This is a genomic window from Mycobacterium paraseoulense (genome assembly GCF_010731655.1).
In the GTDB taxonomy this organism is placed as follows: domain Bacteria; phylum Actinomycetota; class Actinomycetes; order Mycobacteriales; family Mycobacteriaceae; genus Mycobacterium; species Mycobacterium paraseoulense.
Genome location: NZ_AP022619.1, coordinates 3,885,904 through 3,907,855 on the forward strand (window position 1 = coordinate 3,885,904; position 21,952 = coordinate 3,907,855).

The 21,952-nt window shown below is 69.1% G+C and carries 13 protein-coding genes; 2 read left to right on the forward strand and 11 right to left on the reverse strand.

Annotated features, from left to right (window positions below; genetic code table 11):
* Nucleotides 1-7 precede the first annotated feature (7 nt).
* Both G6N51_RS18090 and G6N51_RS18095 read left to right on the forward strand, forming a co-directional pair.
* The gene (locus tag G6N51_RS18090; protein WP_083171807.1) at nucleotides 8-1,786 is read left to right on the forward strand and encodes an acyl-CoA dehydrogenase family protein; all 1,779 of its coding nucleotides are present in this window, start codon (nucleotides 8-10) and stop codon (nucleotides 1,784-1,786) included.
* Between the two features lie 158 nt (nucleotides 1,787-1,944).
* Nucleotides 1,945-2,493: a DUF4383 domain-containing protein gene (locus tag G6N51_RS18095; protein WP_158086214.1), complete on the forward strand. Its 549-nt coding sequence runs from the start codon at nucleotides 1,945-1,947 to the stop codon at nucleotides 2,491-2,493.
* Between the two features lie 157 nt (nucleotides 2,494-2,650).
* On the opposite strand, the gene G6N51_RS18100 is transcribed toward G6N51_RS18095, so the two are convergent.
* From G6N51_RS18100 to glf, 11 genes are all read right to left on the reverse strand, one after another.
* Complete coding sequence (locus G6N51_RS18100) at nucleotides 2,651-4,156, reverse strand: acyl-CoA carboxylase subunit beta (RefSeq protein WP_232078565.1); 1,506 nt, start codon at nucleotides 4,154-4,156, stop codon at nucleotides 2,651-2,653.
* 65 nt (nucleotides 4,157-4,221) lie between these two features.
* A complete protein-coding gene (pks13, locus tag G6N51_RS18105; protein ID WP_083171810.1) occupies nucleotides 4,222-9,570 on the reverse strand; it encodes a polyketide synthase Pks13 in 5,349 nt (1,782 codons plus the stop codon).
* 11 nt (nucleotides 9,571-9,581) lie between these two features.
* Nucleotides 9,582-11,480, reverse strand: coding sequence for a long-chain-fatty-acid--AMP ligase FadD32 (gene fadD32 / locus G6N51_RS18110; RefSeq protein WP_083171811.1), 1,899 nt, complete (start codon nucleotides 11,478-11,480; stop codon nucleotides 9,582-9,584).
* Nucleotides 11,481-11,768: 288 nt separating this feature from the next.
* A complete protein-coding gene (gene culp6 / locus G6N51_RS18115) occupies nucleotides 11,769-12,779 on the reverse strand; it encodes a carboxylesterase Culp6 (protein ID WP_083171812.1) in 1,011 nt (336 codons plus the stop codon).
* 167 nt (nucleotides 12,780-12,946) lie between these two features.
* Nucleotides 12,947-13,849, reverse strand: a complete 903-nt coding sequence (locus tag G6N51_RS18120; RefSeq protein ID WP_083171854.1) for an esterase family protein — start codon at nucleotides 13,847-13,849, stop codon at nucleotides 12,947-12,949.
* 155 nt (nucleotides 13,850-14,004) lie between these two features.
* On the reverse strand, nucleotides 14,005-15,048 hold the full coding sequence (gene ag85A / locus G6N51_RS18125; RefSeq protein ID WP_083171813.1) for a diacylglycerol acyltransferase/mycolyltransferase Ag85A: 1,044 nt from the start codon (nucleotides 15,046-15,048) through the stop codon (nucleotides 14,005-14,007).
* Between the two features lie 328 nt (nucleotides 15,049-15,376).
* The gene (aftB, locus tag G6N51_RS18130; protein WP_269475042.1) at nucleotides 15,377-17,356 is read right to left on the reverse strand and encodes a terminal beta-(1->2)-arabinofuranosyltransferase; all 1,980 of its coding nucleotides are present in this window, start codon (nucleotides 17,354-17,356) and stop codon (nucleotides 15,377-15,379) included.
* Nucleotides 17,343-18,260, reverse strand: a complete 918-nt coding sequence (locus tag G6N51_RS18135) for a decaprenyl-phosphate phosphoribosyltransferase (protein ID WP_083171815.1) — start codon at nucleotides 18,258-18,260, stop codon at nucleotides 17,343-17,345. Before G6N51_RS18135 ends, aftB begins: the two co-directional genes overlap by 14 nt.
* A complete protein-coding gene (locus G6N51_RS18140; RefSeq protein WP_083171816.1) occupies nucleotides 18,253-18,801 on the reverse strand; it encodes a phosphatase PAP2 family protein in 549 nt (182 codons plus the stop codon). The genes G6N51_RS18135 and G6N51_RS18140 overlap by 8 nt, the downstream gene beginning before the upstream one ends.
* Nucleotides 18,794-20,689, reverse strand: a complete 1,896-nt coding sequence (locus G6N51_RS18145; protein WP_083171817.1) for a glycosyltransferase — start codon at nucleotides 20,687-20,689, stop codon at nucleotides 18,794-18,796. Before G6N51_RS18145 ends, G6N51_RS18140 begins: the two co-directional genes overlap by 8 nt.
* Entirely contained in the window at nucleotides 20,689-21,933 is a 1,245-nt protein-coding gene (glf, locus tag G6N51_RS18150; protein WP_083171818.1) for a UDP-galactopyranose mutase, read from the reverse strand. The genes G6N51_RS18145 and glf overlap by 1 nt, the downstream gene beginning before the upstream one ends.
* Nucleotides 21,934-21,952 lie beyond the last annotated feature (19 nt).

Sequence of the window (21,952 nt, forward strand, 5' to 3'; positions counted from 1 at the left end):
CTCTGCCATGAGCGACTACGCCGCAGAGGCGGTGGACCGGCTGCCCTTCTCCAGCGAGGAGAAGTCGCGGCGCTACCGGACCGAGAACTACCGCGGGGCCGTGGGTCTCAACTGGTACCTCACCGATCCCACCCTGCGATTCACCATGGCGTACTACCTGCAACCCGAGGAACTGGCGGTCGTGGAACCGCACCTGGTGCGCATGGGCGAGCTGATGGGCGGGCCCGTCGCGCGATGGGCGGAGGAGACCGACCACAACCCACCCCGGCTGGAGCGCTACGACCGCTGGGGCCACGACATCAGCCGGGTCGTCATGCCGGCCTCCTTCACCGAGTCCAAGCGCGCGGTCCTCGACGCCCAACAGGCCCTGCGCGACGACGCGCGGGCTGCGAAGGTGAGCTCGGGTCTGGGCCTGTTCGCGTCCAACTATCTGCTCAACCAGGCCGATATCGGGATGGGCTGCGCGCTTGGCACCGGCGGCGGCATGGTCTCCTCGCTGGTGGCCGCCTACGCGCCGGCCGACGTGCGGGAGCACGTGGCAGCCAAGTTCGCCTCCGGCGAGTGGGCGGGCGAGACGGCGCAACTGCTGACGGAACGCACCGGCGGCTCCGACCTGGGCGCCCTCGAGACGACGGCGACCCGCGCAGGCGACGCCTGGATCCTCAACGGCTTCAAGTGGTTCGCGTCCAACTGCGCCGGCGAGGCGTTCGTCGTGCTGGCCAAACCCGAGGGCGCGCCCGACTCGACGCGGGGCGTCGCCAACTTCCTGGTGCTGCGCACCCGCCGCGACGGGTCGCGCAACGGGGTGCGGGTGCGCCGCCTCAAGGACAAGCTCGGCACCCGCTCGGTCGCCTCCGGCGAGGTGGAATTCGTTGACGCCGAAGCGTTTCTGCTGTCCGGCGAGCCCACCGGCGAGGCGGGGCCGTCCGACGGCAAGGGGCTGGGCCGCATGATGGAGCTGACCAACGCCGCGCGCCTGGGCATCGCCCTGTTCGGGCTCGGCAACGCGCGCCGTGCCCTGGTCGAGTCGCTGTGCTACGCCCGCCGGCGGCACGCGTTCGGCGGCGCGCTGATCGACAAGCCGCTGATGCGCCGCAAGTTGGCCGAGATGATCGTCGACGTCGAAGCCGCGCAGGCGATGGTGTTCGACGGCACCGGCGCCACCAATCACCGCCAGCCCCGAGCCATGCGGCAGCGCATCGCGGTGCCGGTCACCAAGCTCAAGGCCTGCCGCCTGGGGATCACCGCGGCGTCCGACGCGATCGAAATCCACGGCGGCAACGGCTATATCGAGACGTGGCCGGTCGCCCGGCTGCTGCGTGACGCGCAGGTCAACACCATCTGGGAGGGGCCCGACAACATCCTTTGCCTGGATGTGCGGCGTGGTATCGAGCAGACCCGCGCTCACGAGGTGTTGCTGGCGCGGATGCGCGACGCGGTGTCGGTGTCCGACGACGACGACACCACCCGGCTGGTGGCCGGGCGCATCGAAGATCTGGACGCGGCGATCGTGGCCTGGTCCAAGTTGGACCGCGACATGGCCGAGGCGCGGTTATACCCGCTGGCCCAATTCATGGGTGACGTGTACGCCGCGGCGCTGCTCACCGAGCAGGCCGCCTGGGAACGCTCCACCGGTGGTGGGGAGCGCAAGGCGTTGGTCGCCCGGCTCCACGCGCAGCGGTATCTCGCCGACCCCGGGGCGCTGCGCGGCATCGACGCCGACCGCGACGAGGCGCTGGAGCGCTTCGACGAGCTGGCCGGCGGCGCCCTGACCGTCGACGCCTGACGGGCGGTTCCGCGGACCGACGTCCGCCAGCTGGGACGTCGCTGGGAGTGTCCTGGAAAGCGTGGGCGTGGCGGCGGAACGGGTATGCCTAGGGCCAGGTGAGTGGCTGTCGGCCAGGTCTGGAGGGTTTAGCGATGTCGCCCGTTACCAGGGGCCCCATGGGTAGTTTGACGTCCGGGCTGCGGCTGGTCAGCCGAAAGCCGGGGCACTTCCGCAGCGGCCGGTGGTTCCTCCTGGCCGACGGCGTGCTGCTGATTGCTCTGGGTGTCGCCGGGTTCGTCTCCGCCGGCGTGCATCCCCATGCCCCGCCCGTCGGCGCCCCGGTGCTGGGGCTGGCGTTGACACCCTGGCACAGCGCCCTGTTGGCCGGGCTCGGCGTGCTCGCCGTGATCGGAGTTGTCCAGCGGCACGCGGCGATCACCGCGGCCGCGCTCAGCTCGGTGGTCTTCCTGGCTCTGGTGATCATCGGCGCGATCGCCGCGGCACATCATGCGCCGGGCCCGCTCGGCTTCGAGCCGCGCGACATCGTGTTGCACGGCGTGCTGGGCGCGGCGAACTTCGCCGTCCTGTATTGGCTCCTCCCGGACGTGCTGGAAGGGCCGGATTGGGTTCCGCGCCGGGAAACCGGGATTCAGCAACCCGGCGGGATTCAGCAACCCGGTGAACCGACCACGCCGCCGGCAGGCCAGTCATCCGCCGGGGCCTGAGGCCCAGTTGGGCCAGCCCCACACGGCACCCGGGCGGCCCCGATGAGACCGCCACCCGATCCGCGAATCTGATATCGGATGCGATATCACGTTGCGCGATCACCACATGGTCCGCCGGGCGGTTCCGGTGTGACGAAAGTGTCTCCGCCGCGGGCGCTTAGACCGGGATCAGCCCGTGCTTGCGTGCCGTGCGGAACCACAATTGCTTGTCCCGCAACAACTTCAGCGACTTGCGCAGCAGCAGCCGGGTCTCGTGGGGGTCGATGACCGCGTCGATGAACCCGCGCTCGGCGGCGGTCCACGGGATCGCCATGTTGAGGTTGTAGCCCTCGATGAAGTCCTTCTTGATCTGCTGCGCCTCGGGCGTGGTCGGGTCGGGGAAACGCTTCATCAGCAGCTGCGCGGCGCCCTCGGCGCCGATCACCGCGATGCGCGCGGTGGGCCAGGCGAAGTTGAAGTCCGCGGTCAGCTGCCGGGAGCCCATCACCGCATAGGCGCCGCCATAGGACTTGCGCACGGTGATGGTCACCTTCGGCACGTCGGCCTCCACGACCGAGTAGAGGAACCGGCCGCCGCGCTTGATGATGCCCCGCTTCTCCTCTTCGGCGCCGGGCAGGAAGCCCGGGGTGTCCACCACGAAGACCAGCGGGATGTTGAACGCGTCGCAGAACCGCACGAACCGCGCCGCCTTGTCGGACGCCTCGTTGTCGATCGCCCCCGACATGTGCATGGGCTGGTTGGCGATCACCCCCACCGGGTGGCCGTCGACGCGCGCGTAACCGGTGATGATGGCCGGGCCGTGCTGCGCCGCGACGTCGAGGAAGTCGCCGTCGTCGAAGATGCGCAACAGGATTTCGTGCATGTCGTAGGCCGCGTTGTCGGAGTCCGGCACGATCGCGTCGAGCTCGAGGTCGCTCGGCGTGATCTCCGGCTCCAGCCCCGGGTTGACGATCGGCGGCCGGCCGAAGGCGCTCGACGGCAGGAACGACAGGAAGTCGCGCACGTACTGGAACGCCTCGGCCTCGGAGTCGACCACCTGGTGGATGTTGCCGTAGCGGGCCTGGGCGTCGGAGCCGCCCAGCTCGTCGAGCGTGACCTCCTCGCCGGTGACCTCCTTGATCACGTCGGGGCCGGTGACGAAGAAGTAGCCCTGGTCACGCACCGAGACGAGCAGGTCGTCCTGGATCGGCGAATAGACCGCTCCCCCGGCGCATTTGCCGAAGATGAGCGAGATCTGCGGCACCAGGCCGGACAGCGCCTCGTGGCGACGGCCCAGCTCGGCGTACCACGCCAGCGAGGTGACGGCGTCCTGGATGCGTGCCCCGCCGGAGTCCTGGATGCCGATGATCGGGCAGGCGACCATCGCGCACCACTCCATCAGCCGGGCGACCTTGCGGCCGAACATCTCCCCGACCGTGCCCTGGAACACCGTCTGGTCGTGGGAGAACACCCCGACCGGTCGCCCATCGATCATGGCGTGGCCGGTGACGCACCCGTCGCCGTAGAGCGCGTTCGGGTCGTCCGGCGTCTTGGCCAACGCCCCGACTTCCATGAAGGTGCCCGGGTCGACCAGCGCATGGATGCGGGCGCGGGCGCTGGGGATGCCCTTCTTGTCGCGCTTGGCGACGGCCTTCTCGCCGCCGGGTTCCATGGCCAGCTCCATGCGCACATGGAGCTCGGCCAGCTTTTCGGCTGTCGTGTGAGCGCGAGAAGGCTCCGCACCGGTCACTACTTGCCCACCTCACTCGTCCGGCGGCGCCCCGCCTCGATGTCGTCTAACGCCTCGGTCATGTGTGCACCCACCTTGGCGATGATCGGCTCGTCGATGGCCTGGATGTGTTCCCCACCGATCGGCACTACCTCGAGGTCGGACACGTACTCGCCCCAGCCACCGTCCGGCTGACGAACGGCATACCGCGGCTCGAACATGATCGCGTCGTCATGGTAGCGATCGGCCATGTAGAGGGTGACATGCCCGTCGTACGGCTGGATCTGGGCGGTGTCGATAGCCCGGTTGTCCAGGTACGACGTGCGCTGGTGCTCGATGATCCCGGCCGGGATCTGCACGCCGCTCTGGCCGACCGCGTCGAGCACGAACCGGATCTGGCCCTCGTCGTCGAGCTCCTCGAGCTGCTCGTACGGGATCTCCGGGATGGTGACGTTGAACGTCTTCTCGGCGAACCGGGCGTAGCGGTCCCAGCGTTTGCGGATCTCCTCCTTGGTCTGCGGGACCTCCTCGCCCGCGCGGACCGCGTCGATCAGGCCCACCCAGCGCACGTCCTTACCCAGCCGCTTGAGTCCGATCGCGCACGCGTAGGCGAGCACGCCACCCAGCGACCAGCCGGCCAGGATGTAGGGCCCGTCGCCCTGGATCTCGATCAGCTTCGGAAGGTATTGCGCCGCACGCTCTTCGATCGAGCCCTCGACCCGCTCGAATCCGTACATCGGGGTGTCCGGCGGCAGCCGGTTGAGCAACGGCTCGTACACGACGGTCGAGCCACCGGCCGGGTGGAAAACGAACACCGGCACCCGCGATGCTTCCGCGGGTCCCTCGGGCCGCGGCCGCAGGGTGCGGACGAACCCGTCGATCACGCCGGCCTCCAGGTACTGCCGCACCTTCTCGGCCAGCGCCTCGATGTTCTCCGACGTCAGCACGTCCTCGACCGTGATCGGACCCCCGGCGCGCTCGGAGAGGCGCTGCGCCATCTTGGCGGCCTGCTCGTCGTCCAGCTTGGGCAGCGGGTTGAAGATGCCGCCCGGCGACTTGCCGGTGACGATCGCCCACGTGGCGAAGGTGACCCGCTCGGCGGCGTCGCGCGGCGGCACGTCGGAGTTGAGCGCCGCGGCGACCGCCTGCTGGTTGAGCGCGTCGGCGGCGCCGGTCAGGTTGGGCTGCCGCTGCGCGGCGCCGTTGCCGTTGGGTCCCGACGGGTCGGTGGGCGGCGGCGGAATCGGGACGTCCGATGCCGGCGGGGCCGGTTGGGTCTCGGGCTCGGCTTGCGGGTCGGGCGCGGGGGCCGTGACGGTCGAAGGTGTTGCGCCGCTGACCATTTCGGCCTGCATCCGGGCGATCTCCTCGGCCGACTGCGTCTTCTGGTACTCGTGCAGCTGCTCGACCTCGTCGCGGTGCTCGACCGCGTACTCGATCAGCTTCTCGATGTTGTAGAGGTTGGCGTCACGCACCGCGGCCAGCTGGATCGGCGGCAGGTCGAAGTCGTATTCGACCCGGTTCTTGATCCGCACCGCCATCAGCGAGTCCAGGCCGAGCTCGATCAGCGGCACCTCCCAGGGCAGATCCTCGGGCTCGTAACCCATCGCGGCGCCGACGATCAGGCCCAGGCGCTCGGCGACGGTCTCACCCGAGTCCGGCGACCATTTGCCCATGCTGGCCGAGAAGTACCGGTTGGTCAGGCTGTCGGTCAGGGTTTCGGCTCCGGCCTCGTCGGCGGGTGCCTCCGGCGCTGCCACCGCCCCGCTGGAGGGGGCCGTGATGGCCGCGCCCGCGCCGACCGCGGCCGGCAGGGCGACGCCCGCTTCCCCGGCCCGGGTCACCAGCGCGTCGTAGACCAGCGTGAAGGACTCGTCGATGCGGGCGTGCACCTGCACCGCGGCGCCGCCGGGGTGGCGGGTCAGCGTGGTCACCAGCCGGGCGCCCTCGCCGGGAACCGCGCGCTGCTCGGCGGCCGCCAGCTGGGCGTCCGGAAGGACCTCGGCCGCAGCGGCCTTCACCAGCGCGGGCAGGTCCGTCAGGCCGCGGGGGTTGTACTCCCACACGTGGCGGCCGTCCGGCAGCGCGACGTGGTTGCCCGGCATCAGCACCGAGCTGCTGCCGTGCCCGAAGTGCACGTCCAGCCAGTGCTCCTTGCGCTTGAACCGGGTCGGCGGGATGTTCGCATAGTCCTGCGGTCCGGCGGCGCGGGTGAACAGCGTCCAGATGTTCAGGTCGTGCCCGTAGACGTAGAGCTGCGCCATGGTCGAGACCATCGACTCGACCTCGTCCTGCTTGCGGGCCAGCGTCGGGATCAGCTGCGCGTCGTGCAACCCGGCGGCGGCCGTGGTCAGGCCAACCTGCATGAGCGCCACCGGGTTCGGTGCCAGCTCCAGGAAGGTCGTGTGGCCGCTGTCGACCGCGTTGCGAACGCCGTGGGTGAAGTAGACGCTGTGGCGCAGGCCCTTCTTCCAGTAGTCGACGTCGTGGATCGGCTCGCCGCCGGGCTTGATGTAGGTGCCCTCGTGCACCGTCGAGTAGATCCCGACCGTGGGGCTCATCGGCTTGATGCCCTGCAGTTCCGCGGCGAGCTCACCGAGCAGCGGGTCCATCTGCTGGGTGTGGCTGGCGCCCTTGGTCTGGAACTTGCGGGCGAACTTGCCTTCGGATTCCGCGCGGGCGATGATCGCGTCCACCTGCTCGGGCGGGCCGCCGATGACGGTCTGGGTGGGGGCGGCGTAGACGCACACCTCCAGGTCGGGGAAGTCGGAGAACACCGTCTTGATCTCGTCGGCGGAGTATTCCACCAGCGCCATCAGCCGGATGTACTCGCCGAACAGCATCGCCTCGCCCTCGCCCATCAGGTGCGAGCGCGAGCAGATGGTGCGGGTGGCGTCGCGCAGCGACAGGCCGCCGGCGAAGTAGGCCGACGCCGCCTCGCCCAGCGACTGGCCGACCACCGCGGCGGGCTTGGCGCCGTGGTGCTTGAGCAGCTCACCCAGCGCGATCTGGATCGCGAAGATGGTGACCTGGGTGGTCTCGATGCCGTAGTCCTGCGAGTCGTCGAGGATCAGCTCGAGCACCGAGTAGCCCAGCTCGTCCTGGATCAGCGCGTCGACCTTCTCGATCCACTCGGCGAAGACCTCGTTGCGCAGGTACAGGCTCTTGCCCATCTTGCGGTGCTGCGCGCCGAAACCGGCCAGCACCCACACCGGGCCATTGGTCACCGGTCCGTCGACGCTGAACACGCCCGGCCGCTGCTTGCCCTCGGCGACCGCGCGCAGGCCCTTGATGGCCTCCTCGTGGTCGTGGGCCAGCACCACCGCGCGGGAGCGGCCGTGGTTGCGCCGCGACAGCGCCCGCCCGATCGATTCCAGCGACGACGCCTGCCCCTCCGGGCTTTCCATCCAGTCCGCCAGCTCGGCGGCCGCGGCCTTCTTGCGCGAGGTCAAGAACGCCGACACCGCGAGCGGGATCAGGGGCTTGGTGGGCTCCGCGGCCTCCTGCGCCGCCAGCTCTTCCAGCGCGATCTCCTTGAGCCGCAACGCCTCGTCGGTGACGCCCGGCAGTTCGGGCTCTTCCTCCTCGGGTGCCTCGGCGTCGGGAATGATGTTGCCGAAGTCGTCGAAGCGCAGCGCGTGGGCTTCCATGGCCGGCGCCTCGGCGGTGGCCGAGGACGCCTTCAGCTCGGGCTCGGGCTCGGGCTCACGCTCGATCACGTCGCGGGGCAACACCTCGCGCACCACCAGGTGCGCGTTCGCCCCGCCGAAGCCGAAGCTGGACACCCCGGCCAGCGCGTAGCCGCCGTAGCGCGGCCAGTCGGTGGCCTGGTCGATCAACTTCAGGTGCATCGCGTCGAAGTCGATGTACGGGCTGGGGCCGGCGAAGTTGATCGACGGCGGCAGCTTGTCGTGCTGCAGGGCCAGCACCACCTTGGCCATGCTGGCCGCGCCGGCCGCCGACTCCAGGTGGCCCACATTGGTTTTCACCGCACCCAGCAGCGCCGGGCGGTCGGCCGGGCGGCCCCGGCCGACGACGCGGCCCAGCGCCTCGGCCTCGATCGGGTCACCGAGGACGGTGCCGGTGCCGTGCGCCTCGATGTAGTCGACGGTGCGCGGGTCGATGCCGGCGTCCTTGTAGGCCCGGCGCAGCACGTCGGCCTGCGCGTCCTGGTTGGGCGCGATCAGTCCGTTGGACCGGCCGTCGTGGTTGACCGCGCTGCCCGCGATCACGGCCAGGATCTGGTCGCCGTCGCGGCGGGCGTCGTCGACCCGCTTGAGCACCAGCATGCCGCCGCCCTCGGAGCGGGTGTAGCCGTCGGCATCTGCGGAGAACGACTTGATCCGACCGTCGGGGGAGAGCACCTGGCCGATCTCGTCGAAACCGAGCGTGACCACGGGGGTGATCAGGGCGTTGACACCGCCGGCGACCGCGACGTCGGCTTCGCGGTTGCGCAGCGCCTGGACGGCCTGGTGGATGGCCACCAGCGAGCTCGAGCAGGCGGTGTCGACGGCGACCGAAGGGCCGCGGAAGTCGTAGAAGTAGGAGACCCGGTTGGCGATGATCGACGTCGCGGTGCCGGTGATCGCATACGGGTGCGCGACGGTCGGGTCGGACACCGCCAGGAAGCTGTAGTCGTTGTTGGAGACGCCGACGTATACGCCGACGGACCCGCCGCGCAGGCTCGACGCCGGGATGCGGGCGTGCTCGAGCGCCTCCCAGGTGAGCTCCAGCGCCATCCGCTGCTGCGGATCGATGTTGTCGGCTTCGGTCTTCGCGACCGCGAAGAACTCGGAGTCGAAGCCCTTGATGTCCTTCAGGTAGCCGCCGCGGGTGCGGGCCTTGGCGACTCGCTCGGCCAGCCGCGGCTCCTCGAGGAACTCCTCCCAGCGACCCTCGGGCAGGTCGGTGATGGCGTCGCGGCCCTCCATCAGCGCCTGCCACGTCTCGTCGGGGGTGTTCATGTCGCCGGGCAACCGGGTGGACAGGCCGACGATCGCGATGTCGACCCGCTCGGCGGGGCCGTTGCGCGTCCAGTCCGAGACGTCGTCCCCGGTCGTGTCCGCTTCCGGCTCGCCCTCGATGATCCGCGTGGCCAACGACTCGATGGTCGGGTGCTGGAAGGCCACCGCGACCGACAGGGTGACGCCGGTCATGTCCTCGATGTCGGCCGCCATCGCCACGGCGTCGCGCGACGACAGGCCGAGCTCCACCATCGGCACGGACTCGTCGATGTCGTCCGGCGACTTCCCGACCGCCCTGCCCACCCAGTTGCGCAGCCACTCGCGCATCTCGGGGACCGTCAGGTGGTCGGCCTTGTTGGCGGGGAGATTCTCCTGCTGGTCCTGGGGGTCGTCTAATTCAGCCATGGTTCCTGGGTTCAGTCAGTTGAGCTGGCGAAGGCGGTCGGCGAGCCGACGCCGCTGCGCAGGCTGCCGTCGAGGTAGGCGGCGCGGCACGCGCGGCGCCCGATCTTGCCGCTGGAGGTACGCGGAATGGTTCCGGCCTGCACCAGCAGCAGGTCGCGGACGGTGACCCCGTGCCGCACCGCGATGGCCGCGCGGATCTCGTCGGCGATCGGCTGGTACTCGAGCTTGTGCGTGCCGGGGGCACGCTCGGCGACGATCACCAGCTGCTCGGAGCTGTCCTCGGGGTCGTGCTTGAGGCCGGTGTGCGGATTGTCGAACACCACCTGGGGCAGCTCGTTGGCCGGGACGGAAAACGCGGCCACGTAGCCGGTACGCAGGGCCCGGCTGGCTTCCTGGGCCGAGTACTCGAGGTCCTGCGGGTAATGGTTGCGGCCGTCGATGATGACCAGGTCCTTGATCCGGCCCGCGATATAGAGGTGCCCGTTGTGGTAGGTGCCGTAGTCGCCGGTGCGCACCCACAGCCCGTCGTCCTCGGCTCCCTCGGCGTGCGACTGGCTGATGCGCGACTTGAGAATGTTGCGGAAGGTCTCCTGGGTCTCCGCCTCCTTGCCCCAGTAGCCGAGGCCCAGGTTCTTGCCGTGCAGCCAGATCTCGCCGATCTGGCCGTCCGGCAGCTCGCTGGCGGTGTCGGGGTCGACGATCACGGCCCATTCGTCGACGCCGATGACGCCGGCCGAAACCTGTGCGACGGCGTTCGGCGCGTCGGCGGCCACCTCGACGAAGCGCTGCTTGTTCAGCTCGTCGCGGTCCACGTGGATCACGGTCGGCGCCTGGTCCATGGGCGTGGTGGAGACGAACAGCGTCGCCTCGGCCAGGCCGTAGGACGGCTTGATCGCGGTCTCCCTCAGCCCGTACGGCTTGAACGCCTCGTAGAACTTGCGCATCGACGCCGGGGAGACCGGCTCGCTGCCGTTGAGGATCGCCTTGACGTTGCTCAGGTCCAGCGGCGGCTCGCCGTCCTTGGGCACCCCGCGCACCGCGGCGTGCTCGAACGCGAAGTTCGGGGCGACGGTGATGACCTCGCTGTCCGGGGCGTCCTCGGGCTTGCGCGCCATCTCCCGGATCCACCGGCCCGGCCGGCGCACGAACGCGGCCGGCGTCATGAAGGTGAAGTTGTGGCCGATCACCGGCGACAGCAGCGCCGTGATCAGGCCCATGTCGTGGAAGAACGGCAGCCAGGACAGGCCGCGGTCACCCTCTTTGCCTTCCAGCCCGTTGAGCACCTGCAGCACGTTGGTCGGCAGGTTCAGGTGGGTGATCTCGACACCGGTCGGCGTGCGCGTGGAGCCGGACGTGTACTGCAGGTAGGCGATGGTGTTCTCGTCGGCCTCCGGCTCCACCCAGGTGGAGGCCACTTCGTCGGGCACCGCGTCGACGGCGATCACGCGGGGCCGCTCCTTGGCCGAGCGGGCGCGGATGAACTTGCGGACGCCTTCGGCGGCCTCGGTGGTGGTCAGGATCGTCGAGGGGCTGCAGTCGTCGAGCACCGCGTGCAGGCGGCCGACGTGGCCCGGCTCGCCCGGGTCGAACAGCGGCACCGCGATCCGGCCGGCGTACAGCGCGCCGAAAAAGGCGATGAGGTAGTCCAGGTTCTGGGGGCACAGGATGGCGATGCGGTCACCCGGCTGGGTGACCTGCTGCAGCCGAGCGCCCACCGCCCGGTTGCGGGCGCTGAAATCGCGCCAGACGATGTCGCGGGCGATGCCGTCGCGTTCGGTGGAGAAGTCGAGGAACCGATAGGCCAGCTTGTCGCCGCGAACCCTCGCCCACTTCTCAACGTGCTTGACCAGGTTGGTGTTGTCGGGGAACCTGATCTTTCCATTCACGATGAACGGGTTGTGGTACGGCATTCCGCTCTCCTGTCACACCTGTTTTAGGCCGGCGCTACGCCGGCGTGTTGTTCTCTGGTCGGCGACGCCGACGGTTCCATCTCTACGCGGGCCAGTCCTCGCGCGACGCCACCGGCGCCAGCCTCCTGTCCATCTCAGGCCGGCTCCCACCAGCACCGGGTCCGCAACGACGTCTGATAGCTCTTAAATTCCTCTTAATGTTAAGGGGCGGCCCGCAGCACACCAAATCACAAGGTACCGCTGATCTGCACCGGCAACCGGCTCCTGACGGCTGTGTCCCGCGGCCGGTCATCCATGTTTGGGATGCGGCGCGTTGCTGATCAACCCTTGGGCCCAGTTCAACGTCCAATCGGTCGCGGCCTGCCCGTCGAGGTTCCAGAACTGTGTCGTCGCGTACAGCGCATGGATGGGCTGTCCGGCATTGCCGGCCAGGGTGTTGAGCGTGTTGGGCAGGTTGGCCACGCTGAACGCCTCTTCCGGCGCCGCGCAGATGAGGTCACCCGGCGCGCAGATCTCATTGGTCTTGCCGTCGAGCGCGCCGAACCCACCGGGCCGCGCGCCCGTCATGGTCAACCCGAGCCCGGACAGCACGGGCACTTCGTGCAGCGTGACCTCGGCGCCCTGCCCCGGCGGGTTGGGCCCGATGTCTTTGCCCACGCCGGGCTGGCGGCGGCCGTCGGCGATCAACGTCACACCGAGCACCAGGTCGTCGTCGACGGGTCCGCGGCCGTTACCGATATCGCTGGCGATGTCACCGGCGATCACCGCGCCCTGGGAGAAGCCCATCAGCACGTAACTGGTCAACGGGCACTTGGCGTTCATGTCCGTCATCGCCTGGACCGTCGCCCGGGTGCCCTCGGCGCGGCTCTCGTTGTACGACATCTGGGTGTCACCGCTCAGCGGGTTGTGGAACTGCGCGGTGTAGGGCGTGGTGTACTCCTGCACCCGCGACGCGGGGAACTGCTGGGTCATCGCCGTGGTCACCTTGTGCAGCAACGCGTTGGGGAACTGCATCGGGTTGAGCGGATCGTCCTGGGGAGCGGACTCCCAGGTGCCGGGGACGTTCACCAGCTGGACGTCGGGACACGACGCGTCTTGGGAAGCCGGCCGCGGTTTGTGGGGGTGGGTGGTCGTGGGCGGCGAAGGCAGGACGCCGGGCGGCACCGCGCTGGGCGGCGCCTCGCGGCCGCGCAACAAGACGACCACCAGCACGATGACCAACAAGACCACCCCCGCCATCGTCAAGGCGGCGGTCCAGGCGAGGGCGCGGTGGCGCTTGCGCCGAGCGTTGGTAGCCATGTTCTCCTGCTGGCAGAGTCGGTGGGCCGCGGCGAAGCGGTCCTCCCGACCCCCGCCGCACCCCCTACACGGTACCGGCTCCCGCGACCCGACCAGCCCGGCCGCGACCCGCTAGCGATTTCGGCGCCGACCCGCTTCGCCCGGCTTTGCCGCCCTCGCGATCGCCGCTAGCGAATGGCGCCGACGATGTCGCCCGACATGGCTCCCAGTTGCCCCGACCACGAGCCCCAGCCGTTGTCGCCGCCGCCGGGGAAGTCGAAGTGACCGTTGTGCCCGCCGTTGCTGCGGTACATCTGGTAGAACTCGCGGGAGCTGCCCATCGCGGCACCCGCCTGGCCGATCATCGCGGCGTCGTCACCGCCCATATTCGTCGGACTGTAGACCCACACGCGGGTGTTGTTCTGCGCCAGCAGCGCGGAATGCACCGACGGGTCGTGCCACTTCCAGCGGCCCAGCTGCGGGGCGCCCCACATCCCGTTGCCGTCCACACCGCCGAACTGCTGCAGGCCGGCGAGGATCGCGCCGTTGTAGTTGGTGCTCGACGGGTACAGGAACCCCGACAGCGAACCGGCGAAGCCGAAGCGGTCGGGGTGGAAGGCGGCCAGCGCCATCGCGGCGTAGCCGCCCTGCGAGGCGCCGACGGCGGCGTGGCCACCGGGCGCCAGGCCCTTGTTGGCGGCCAGCCAGTTGGGCAGCTCGCTGGACAGGAAGGTGTCCCACTGCTTGCTGCCGTCCTGCTCCCAGTTGGTGTACATGCTCCACGCCCCGCCCGCGGGCGCGACCACCGAGATGCCCTTTCCGCTCAGCGTGTTCATCGCGTTGCCCGCGGTGACCCAGTTGCTGACGTCGGGGGCGGCATTGAAGGCATCCAGCAGGTAGACCGCGTGCGGACCGCCCGCGAGGAAGGCCACCGGGATGTCGCGGCCCATCGCCGCCGACGGCACCATGAGGCTCTCGTAACCGGCCGCGCGCGCCTTGCCGGCGGGCCCGCCCGTCACCGTCACGCCGATCAACCCGATCGAGAGCGCCGCCACGGAGAACACCCGAAGAAGCGCTGACATACCCCGCACGACCCTCATGTCACCCTCCATCGTCTAGTCGCTGTCTGCACACTAGCCAGCGCCGTAGTTCCCCCGCCCGCGGGGTAGTGAAACAAATCACACACCAAAACGACTGGCGGCGGAAACCCCGAGGGGTCCCGCCGCCAGGCGTGGTGTTTGCGGGCTTAAGTGCCCTGGCCGTTCCCGGCGTTGGCCGCGGCGGCCGTGGCCGGGCCGGCTCCCGGGGTGGCGCCCAGCGACGACTGCAGGTCAGGCTTCATCGCCTGCAGCTGCGCGCCCCAGTAGGGCCAGTCGTGGGTGCCGTTGGCGTCGAAGTTCCACACGGCGTTGTGACCGCCGGCCTGGTTGTAGGCGTCCTGGAACTTCAGGTTGCTGGTCCGCACGAAGCCCTCGAGGAACTTGGCGGGCAGGTTGTCGCCACCGAGGTCGGACGGCTTGCCGTTACCGCAGTAGATCCAGATCCGGGTGTTGTTGGCGACGAGCTTGCCGACCTGAAGCGACGGGTCGTTGCGGGCCCACGCCGGGTCCTCCTTGGGACCCCACATGTCGGCGGCCTTGTAGCCACCGGCGTCACCCATGGCCAGCCCGATCAGCGACGGGCCCATCCCCTGGGACGGGTCCAGCAGCGCGGACAGCGAACCGGCGTAGATGAACTGCTGCGGGTGGTAGGCGGCCAGGATCAGCGCCGACGACCCGGCCATCGACAGACCGACGACGGCGCTGCCGGTCGGCTTGACCTGCTTCTGCGCCGACAGGTACTGCGGCAGCTCGCTGGTCAGGAAGGTCTCCCACTTGTACGTGGTGCAGCCGGCCTTACCGCAGGCGGGCTTGTACCAGTCGGAGTAGAAGCTGGACTGCCCGCCGACCGGCATGGCAACCGAGATTCCGGACTGGTTGTACCACTCGAAGGCCGGGGTGTTGATGTCCCAGCCGTTGAAGTCGTCCTGCGCGCGCATACCGTCGAGCAGGTACAGCGCCGGCGAGTTGGCGCCACCGCTCTGGAACTGGACCTTGATATCGCGGCCCATCCCCGCGGAAGGAACCTGCAGGTATTCCACCGGCAGACCGGGGCGCGAGAAGGCACCAGCGGTCGCCGAGCCCCCCACGGCGCCAATCAGGCCCGAGAGCAGCGCCGCGCCAGCGGCCGCCACCACGAGCCGCCGCGGCATACCAGCCACGGCGCCGCGAAACCTGTCGACAAGCGTCATCCTTGCTTCCTCATCCTTTCGGCGCGCCCATCACCCGGACGCGTCCATGATTTGGGTCGTACTGCATGCGATCTCCGCGCAGCAGTGCTCGTGTAGTCAACCACACCTTCGCCCGCCGGGTCGCATCGAGGCGGCCCCCCAAAGCGCCGTTCGGCCTTCACTACCCAGCGATTTCCAGGCGAAACACCGAAGGCGTAGCCGGCGTTTTCGCATGTGCTTGGGCGCCATGCCCAGCTGGTAAAGGCCCAAATGTGAAGTTGCTGGCAATTTTTCACCGGCACGGGTCGTGATCATTTTGAAATTGGTCGAAAAATCCTCTGCGCGGGCCTTACTCGCGGGGCGGCTTCGGTGCCTCCGGGGGCACCGGCAGCCCGCACCTGGCGAGCTCGTAGCGCGGCACGCGGTCGATCCGATACATGGTGAACTCATAGGAATGCAGCAGGTTGGACAGGAATCGGTGCGGGGTCATCGGCGCGCGCACCGAGCTCAGCACCGCCTCGGTCTCCGGACATTTCAGGGCCGCCACCGCCTCCGCCACCCATCGCTCGTCCAGATAGCCCGGAATGCCCGGATACACCTTCACCCACGGGCCGTCGGCGATCACCCAGTCCGGGAACAGGTTCTTGTCGTGACCGATGCGGCCGTGCGTCAACCGTTCCGTGTGTTGCGCAAGCGGATTCGCCAATCCGATCTGGTCGATCACCCTGACGTCGAGCCCGACGTTCATGCCCACCATGCCGAGGTTGGTGAAAAACACTGCGTGCTGGGGCTTTTGGGGCTGCTTGCCGGCGCCGCCCGGCGGCGGCTGGGTCATCGGCACCAGGTCCCATTGGATGTAGTTGCCCGAGGGCAGCAGTAACGCGCCGTCCGGGGTGTTGTCCAGCGCCGTCAGGATGGCCGCCATCCGCGGATAGCCGAGGTAGTCGGCGGCGGTCAAAGGATGGGCGTGCCCGGTGGCCTGCGCGTAGAAGCGGCGCTCGTCGACGATCCCGGAATAGGTGACACGGGTGGCGTCGTCGCCCATCCCCGGTGAATTCGCCGCCCACAGCGACCAGCCGGCCACACCCAGCCAGAGCGCGCCGACCGCCCCGGCCACCCAATAGCCCGTCTCCCGCGAATAGTCCTGGCCGTCCGGGATGGCCACCGGGATGACGGCCACCGGGGCCAGCAAACAAAACAGCGGCGCAAGCAGCACCCGCCCGTGCATGAAGTCGCCGCCCTGCCTGATCCAGTAGAGCCCCTGCAGCAGACCGCTCACCAGAACGAAGGCGACGGCGGCCGGCGGGCTCTGGACCACCCGGGCCACCCGGCCGTAGTTGGGCGCCAGCGCCGGCCGCAAAAACGAAGGGCGGCGGCGCGCCGCCAGCAGCAGCACCCCCAGCGGCACGAGGAGCACCACCGGCACCCAGACGGCGTACGGCGCGTCGAAGTTCGCGAGGTAGATCATGCCCTGCGACCACTTGTCGCCTGCCGCATCCTTGGCCAGCGCGGTGCCGGGCACCAGCAGTCCGTAGTAGCCCATCCGGAAGATCTCGTAGGCGACCGGCAACAGCCCACCGGCCACCACGATCAACACCCGTCGGCGCCACGTCCGCGCCGCGACCAACATCATGATCAGCGCCAGCCCGCCCATCAGCGCCAGATCCGGCCTGACCAACACGCTGAAGCCGGCGACGAACGCCAACGCTCCGACGAACACGCTGCGGTCCGGGCGGTTTCGCACCGGCTGCGCCCAGCAGACCATCATCCACCACAGCAGTCCGAGGTAGGCCAGCGTGAGCCCGCTCTCCAGACCAGAGGTGGCGAAGTCGCGCGCGGGGGGCAACGCGACGTAGACCAACGCACCGGCGGGCAGCATGACCGCCCGGCGGCCCCGCAGGCTGGGCGCATACAACCGGGCCGCCCCCAACATGAGCAGCGCCACGCCCACCACCGAGAGCGTCAGGGCCAGCGCCAGCGCGACGTACTCCAGGCGCATCGGCCCGCCGACCCAGCTGCCGACGTACATCAGATAGGTCCAGGCCGTGGACGTGTTGGCCTCGACCCGCTCGCCCTGGTTGAAGACCGGGCCGTTGCCGGCGAGCAGGTTACGCACCGTGCGCAACACGATCAGGCCGTCGTCGGCGATCCAGCGCCGCTGCCACGCGCCCCAGGCGAACAGGACGCCGACCACCCACACGCTGACCCACAGGCTGACCCGCACCGTCGAGGTGTACGGAAAGACCGGCCAGCCCAACCGCCTGACGACCGGCCGGCCGCGCATCATGCGCGCTTTGAGGGCCTGCAGTTCGGAGCTAGCCGAAGGCAACGGCGGCTCCAACTGTCGCGATCCACGCCACCGCCAGCAGCTGCAACACCCGGTCCCGCAACGCGATGTCCTCGGGCTCCCCGGCCAACCCGCCGTCCACGTCGACCGCATAGCGCAGGATGGCGATGGTGAACGGGACCATCGAGACCACGAACCAGCCCGCCGCGCCGTGTTCCCGGTCGAAGGCCCACAGCCCGTAGCAGACCACCAGCGCCGTCGCCGACAACGTCCAGACGAACCGCAGGTAGGTGCTCGTGTAGTTCTCCAGCGCCTTGCGGATCTTGGCCCCGGTGCGCTCGGCCAGCTGCAGCTCGGCGTACCGCTTGCCGGCCACCATGAACAGCGACCCGAAGGCCATCACCAGCAGGAACCACTGGGTAAGGCGGATGTCGGTGGCCGCGCCCCCGGCGATGGCGCGCAGCAGATAGGCCGACGACACGATGCAGATGTCCATCACCGCTTGGTGTTTGAGGCCATAGCAGTAACCGAGTTGCATCGCGAGGTAGACGGCGATCACCAGCGCCAGATTCGGTGTTATCCACCAGCCGATGACCAGCGAGGCGATCCCGAGCACCACCGCCAGCGCGTAGGCCAGCCACTCCGGCACCACGCCCGCGGCGATCGGGCGGAACCTCTTGGTGGGGTGCTCGCGGTCGGCATCGACGTCGCGCGCGTCGTTGACCAGGTAGATCGACGACGCGGCGAGACAGAACACCACGAACGCGCCCACCGCCGGGTAGGCCTTGTCCAGCACGTCGCGGTAGTGGTAGTGCAAGGGGCCGCCCAGGGCGGCCAGCGGCGCGGCCAGCACCAGGACGTTCTTCACCCACTGCCGCGGGCGGATCGCCTTGACCACCCCGACCACCACGTTGCCCGAGGGCCCCGTCACCACGTCCTCACTCATCCGGCCAGACCTCCCGCGCCCGGCCCTGCAGCCGGATGGCGATTCGAGCGACGGTGCCGCCGAGGGCGATGCCGCACGCCACGTCGCTGGGATAGTGCACCCCCAGCAGCATCCGCGACAACGCCATCGGGGGAACCAGCAGGGCGGTCAGCGGCAAACCGGTGATCCGGCCCATCAGGATGGCCGCGGCCGTCGTCGACGTGGCATGCGCTGACGGAAAGCTCAGCTGGCTGGGGGTTCCGACGTTCACCGCGACGGCCGGGTGATGCGGCCGCTTGCGCCGCACCACGCGCTTGACCAACACGGCGGCGGCGTGCGCGCTGAACGCACCGGCCCCGGCGACCAGCCAGTCGCCGGCGCGCTTCGGCATCAGCAGCGCGCCGACGGCCGCCACGGCCAGCCAGCCGATGCTGTGCTCGCCGAAATGGGACAGCGCGCGCGCCGCGGTCAGCACTCCGGGGCGACCGGCCAGCGCCGATTGCACGGCCACCAACGCGGCCACCTCGCCGGTTGGGGGCGCCGAGGGCGGAGCTTCAGGCATGCTCGCGCTCGGCGTGCGCGGGTAGCAGCGCCGTCTCCCACTTCTGCTTGCTGGACAGCACCGGCAACGCGTCACGGTAGGTCTTGCGCATCTCGTCGAACCGGCTCACCAGCCGGCGCTGCCGGCGCAGCGAGGCGAACAGCAGCTGGAACATCTTGCGCCGATCCCGTTGCCGGTAGACCACCCCGCACCCGTCGGCCGTCGTCACGGTGACGCCGTCAACCGTGCACAGCCGGAACCACCGCGCGTCCTGGGTCGGCACGTTGAATTCCGGGCGCTGGTGGGCTTCGGGGTCGGCCTTGGTCCCGTTGTGCGCGATGCCGCGTGCCAGCCGGTAACCGATCGACAGCGGATTCACCGGCGGCTTCATCGCCCTGGTCTTGTTCGCCGGCGGCGGCAGCTCACTCGCCGCAGGCAGCACCACGGCGTCCGGATACTCCTTGCGCAGCCGATGCACCTCGGGCAGCGCCGATTCCAGGATCGAGAAGATGTGCTCGGGGCCGGCCAGGAAGTCGTCGATGGCCTTGTTCTGGATCGCGACGGTCGAATACTCAAGGCAGGCAAGATGTTTCAGCGTCGCCTTGAGATGGCTGCGAACAAGCCCGGTGACATCGCCGTCCCAGTGCATCGCGGCGACCACCAGCCGGTTACGCAGATGGAAGTACGCCTGCCAGTCGATGGCGTCGTCCTTGTCACTCCAGGCCATGTGCCAGATCGCCGCGCCGGGCAGCGTCACGGTGGGATACCCGTGCTCGCCGGCGCGCAGACCGTATTCGGCGTCGTCCCACTTGATGAACAGCGGCAGCGGCTGGCCCAGCTCCTCGGCGACCTGCCGCGGGATCATGCACGTCCACCAGCCGTTGAAGTCGACGTCGATGCGCCGGTGCAGCAGTGCGCTTCGAGAGTTCTTGTCGTTCAACGGGAATTCGGCGAAGTCGTGGTCGTACTCGGCGTGCGGGGCCGCGGTCCACATGAAGTTCGCCTGGTTGACGACCTCGCCCATGATGTGCAGGTGCGACGGCTCCTGCAGGTTGAGCATCTGACCGCCGATGAGCATGGGCGTCTTCGCGAAGCGGTGCAGCGCCAACACCCGCAGGATCGAATCCGGCTCGATGCGGATATCGTCGTCCATGAACAGGATCTGTTGACAGTCCGTGTTTTTCAGCGCTTCGTACATCACCCGGCTGTACCCGCCGGAACCGCCGAGGTTGGGCTGGTCGTGGATGGACAGCCGGTTGCCCAGGCCCGCGGCCGCCGCCGCGAAGTCCGGATGATCGCGCACCTTTCGGACGCCCTGGTCCGGCACGATAACCGCACCGATCACCTCGTCCACCAGCGGGTCCGCGGTGAGATCGGCCAGCGCGTTGACGCAGTCCGCGGGCCGATTGAACGTGGGGATGCCGACGGCGATGTTGGCCGTGCCCGGGGCCGGCTCGGTCGCGTACCAGCCACCGCTGACCAGGCTGACGGCGGTGTCGGTGGTGATGTCGAACCAGATCCAGCCGCCGTCCTCGAACGGCTTGAGCGGCACCTCGATCTCCACGACGGCCGGCTGATCGTCGGTGCCGACGAACTGGCGGCCCTCCACGGAGATTCGCACCCCGGTGGCCTTCGTCCGGTACACGTCGACGCGGCCGGTTCCGGTCAGCTCGACCCGCAGCACCACCGACGTGCAGATCGACCAACGGCGCCAATAACTGGCCGGGAACGCGTTGAAGTACGTGGCGAACGACACCTCGGACTCTTTGCCGATCTCCAGCGAGGTGCGGCTGGTCGCGTGGGCCCGCCGGGCGTTGGTGGTCGACTCCTCCAGGTACAGCTTGCGCACGTCGAGGGGCTCGCCCGGACGCGGCAGGATGATCCTGGAAAGCAGGCTTACAGCAGTCATCAGGCGCCGCTCCTCCCCCTCGCTTCGCTCTGCGTCGCTCCCGGCGCGCTTCCCCCCGCGTCTTCTTCCACCAGAACCTTGCCGTCGCGCAGGTGCGGCGCGAGCGTGTTGTCGTACATGTTCAGTGCGCTGGCAATCGCCATGTGCATGTCCAGGTATTGGTAGGTGCCCAGCCGTCCACCGAAAAGCACTCTCGAGGAGGCGGTTTCGGCCTTCGCCCGCGCTCGGTAGGCGGCCAGCAGGGCACGGTCGGCCTCGGTGTTGATCGGATAGTAGGGCTCGTCGTCGTCTTCGGCGAACCGCGAGAACTCCCGCATGATCACCGTCTTGTCGGTCGGGTAGTCACGCTCGAGGTGAAAGTGGCGGAACTCGTGGATGCGGGTGTAGGGGACGTCGATGTCGTTGTAGTTCATCACCGGCGTGCCCTGGAAGTCCCCGATCGGTAGCACCTCCACCTCGAAATCCAGTGTGCGCCAGCCAAGCCGGCCCTCGGCGTAGTCGAAGTAGCGGTCCAGTGGGCCGGTATAGACCACCGGCGCCTCGGGACTGTCGGCGCGCAGCTGGTCGCGGACGTCGAACCAGTCCGTGTTCAGCCTGACCTCGATGCGGTCGTCGGCGGCCATGTTCTGCAGCCACGCCGTGTACCCGTCGACCGGCAGGCCCTCGTAGGTGTCGCTGAAGTACCGGTTGTCGAAGGTGTAGCGCACCGGCAGCCGGGTGATGTTGGCGGCCGGCAGTTCCTTGGGGTCGGTCTGCCACTGCTTGGCGGTGTAACCCTTGACGAACGCCTCATACAACGGCCGCCCGATCAGCGAGATCGCCTTCTCCTCGAGGTTCTGCGCGTCCTCGGGTCTGATCTCGGCGGCCTGCTCGGCGATCAGCCGCCGGGCCTCGTCCGGGGTGAAGTACCGGCCGAAGAACTGCGACACCAGGCCCAGGCCCATCGGGAACTGGTAGGCCTGCCCGTCGTGCATGGCGAACACCCGGTGCCGGTAGTCGGTGAAGTCGGTGAACTGCCGCACGTAGTCCCAGACCCTCTTGTTGGACGTGTGGAACAGGTGGGCGCCGTATTTGTGGACCTCGATACCGGTCTGCGGCTCGGCCTCCGAATAGGCGTTGCCACCGATGTGCGGGCGGCGTTCCACCACGAGCACGCGCTTCCCGAGTTGGGTAGCCACGCGCTCGGCAATGGTCAGGCCGAAAAATCCGGAGCCGACGACGAGGAGGTCGAAGCGAGCGGTCATCGGTTGCTTAGGGTATCCG

What these genes read in the sequence shown, in the direction of transcription:
- G6N51_RS18135 (WP_083171815.1), bottom strand. Translation starts at nt 18,260, where the DNA reads ATGAGTGAGGACGTGGTGACGGGGCCCTCGGGCAACGTGGTGGTCGGG.
- G6N51_RS18095 (WP_158086214.1), top strand. Translation starts at nt 1,945, where the DNA reads ATGGGTAGTTTGACGTCCGGGCTGCGGCTGGTCAGCCGAAAGCCGGGG.
- culp6 (WP_083171812.1), bottom strand. Translation starts at nt 12,779, where the DNA reads ATGGCTACCAACGCTCGGCGCAAGCGCCACCGCGCCCTCGCCTGGACC.
- G6N51_RS18140 (WP_083171816.1), bottom strand. Translation starts at nt 18,801, where the DNA reads ATGCCTGAAGCTCCGCCCTCGGCGCCCCCAACCGGCGAGGTGGCCGCG.
- glf (WP_083171818.1), bottom strand. Translation starts at nt 21,933, where the DNA reads ATGACCGCTCGCTTCGACCTCCTCGTCGTCGGCTCCGGATTTTTCGGC.
- pks13 (WP_083171810.1), bottom strand. Translation starts at nt 9,570, where the DNA reads ATGGCTGAATTAGACGACCCCCAGGACCAGCAGGAGAATCTCCCCGCC.
- ag85A (WP_083171813.1), bottom strand. Translation starts at nt 15,048, where the DNA reads ATGACGCTTGTCGACAGGTTTCGCGGCGCCGTGGCTGGTATGCCGCGG.
- fadD32 (WP_083171811.1), bottom strand. Translation starts at nt 11,480, where the DNA reads ATGCCGTACCACAACCCGTTCATCGTGAATGGAAAGATCAGGTTCCCC.
- G6N51_RS18090 (WP_083171807.1), top strand. Translation starts at nt 8, where the DNA reads ATGAGCGACTACGCCGCAGAGGCGGTGGACCGGCTGCCCTTCTCCAGC.
- G6N51_RS18100 (WP_232078565.1), bottom strand. Translation starts at nt 4,156, where the DNA reads ATGGAGCTGGCCATGGAACCCGGCGGCGAGAAGGCCGTCGCCAAGCGC.
- G6N51_RS18145 (WP_083171817.1), bottom strand. Translation starts at nt 20,689, where the DNA reads ATGACTGCTGTAAGCCTGCTTTCCAGGATCATCCTGCCGCGTCCGGGC.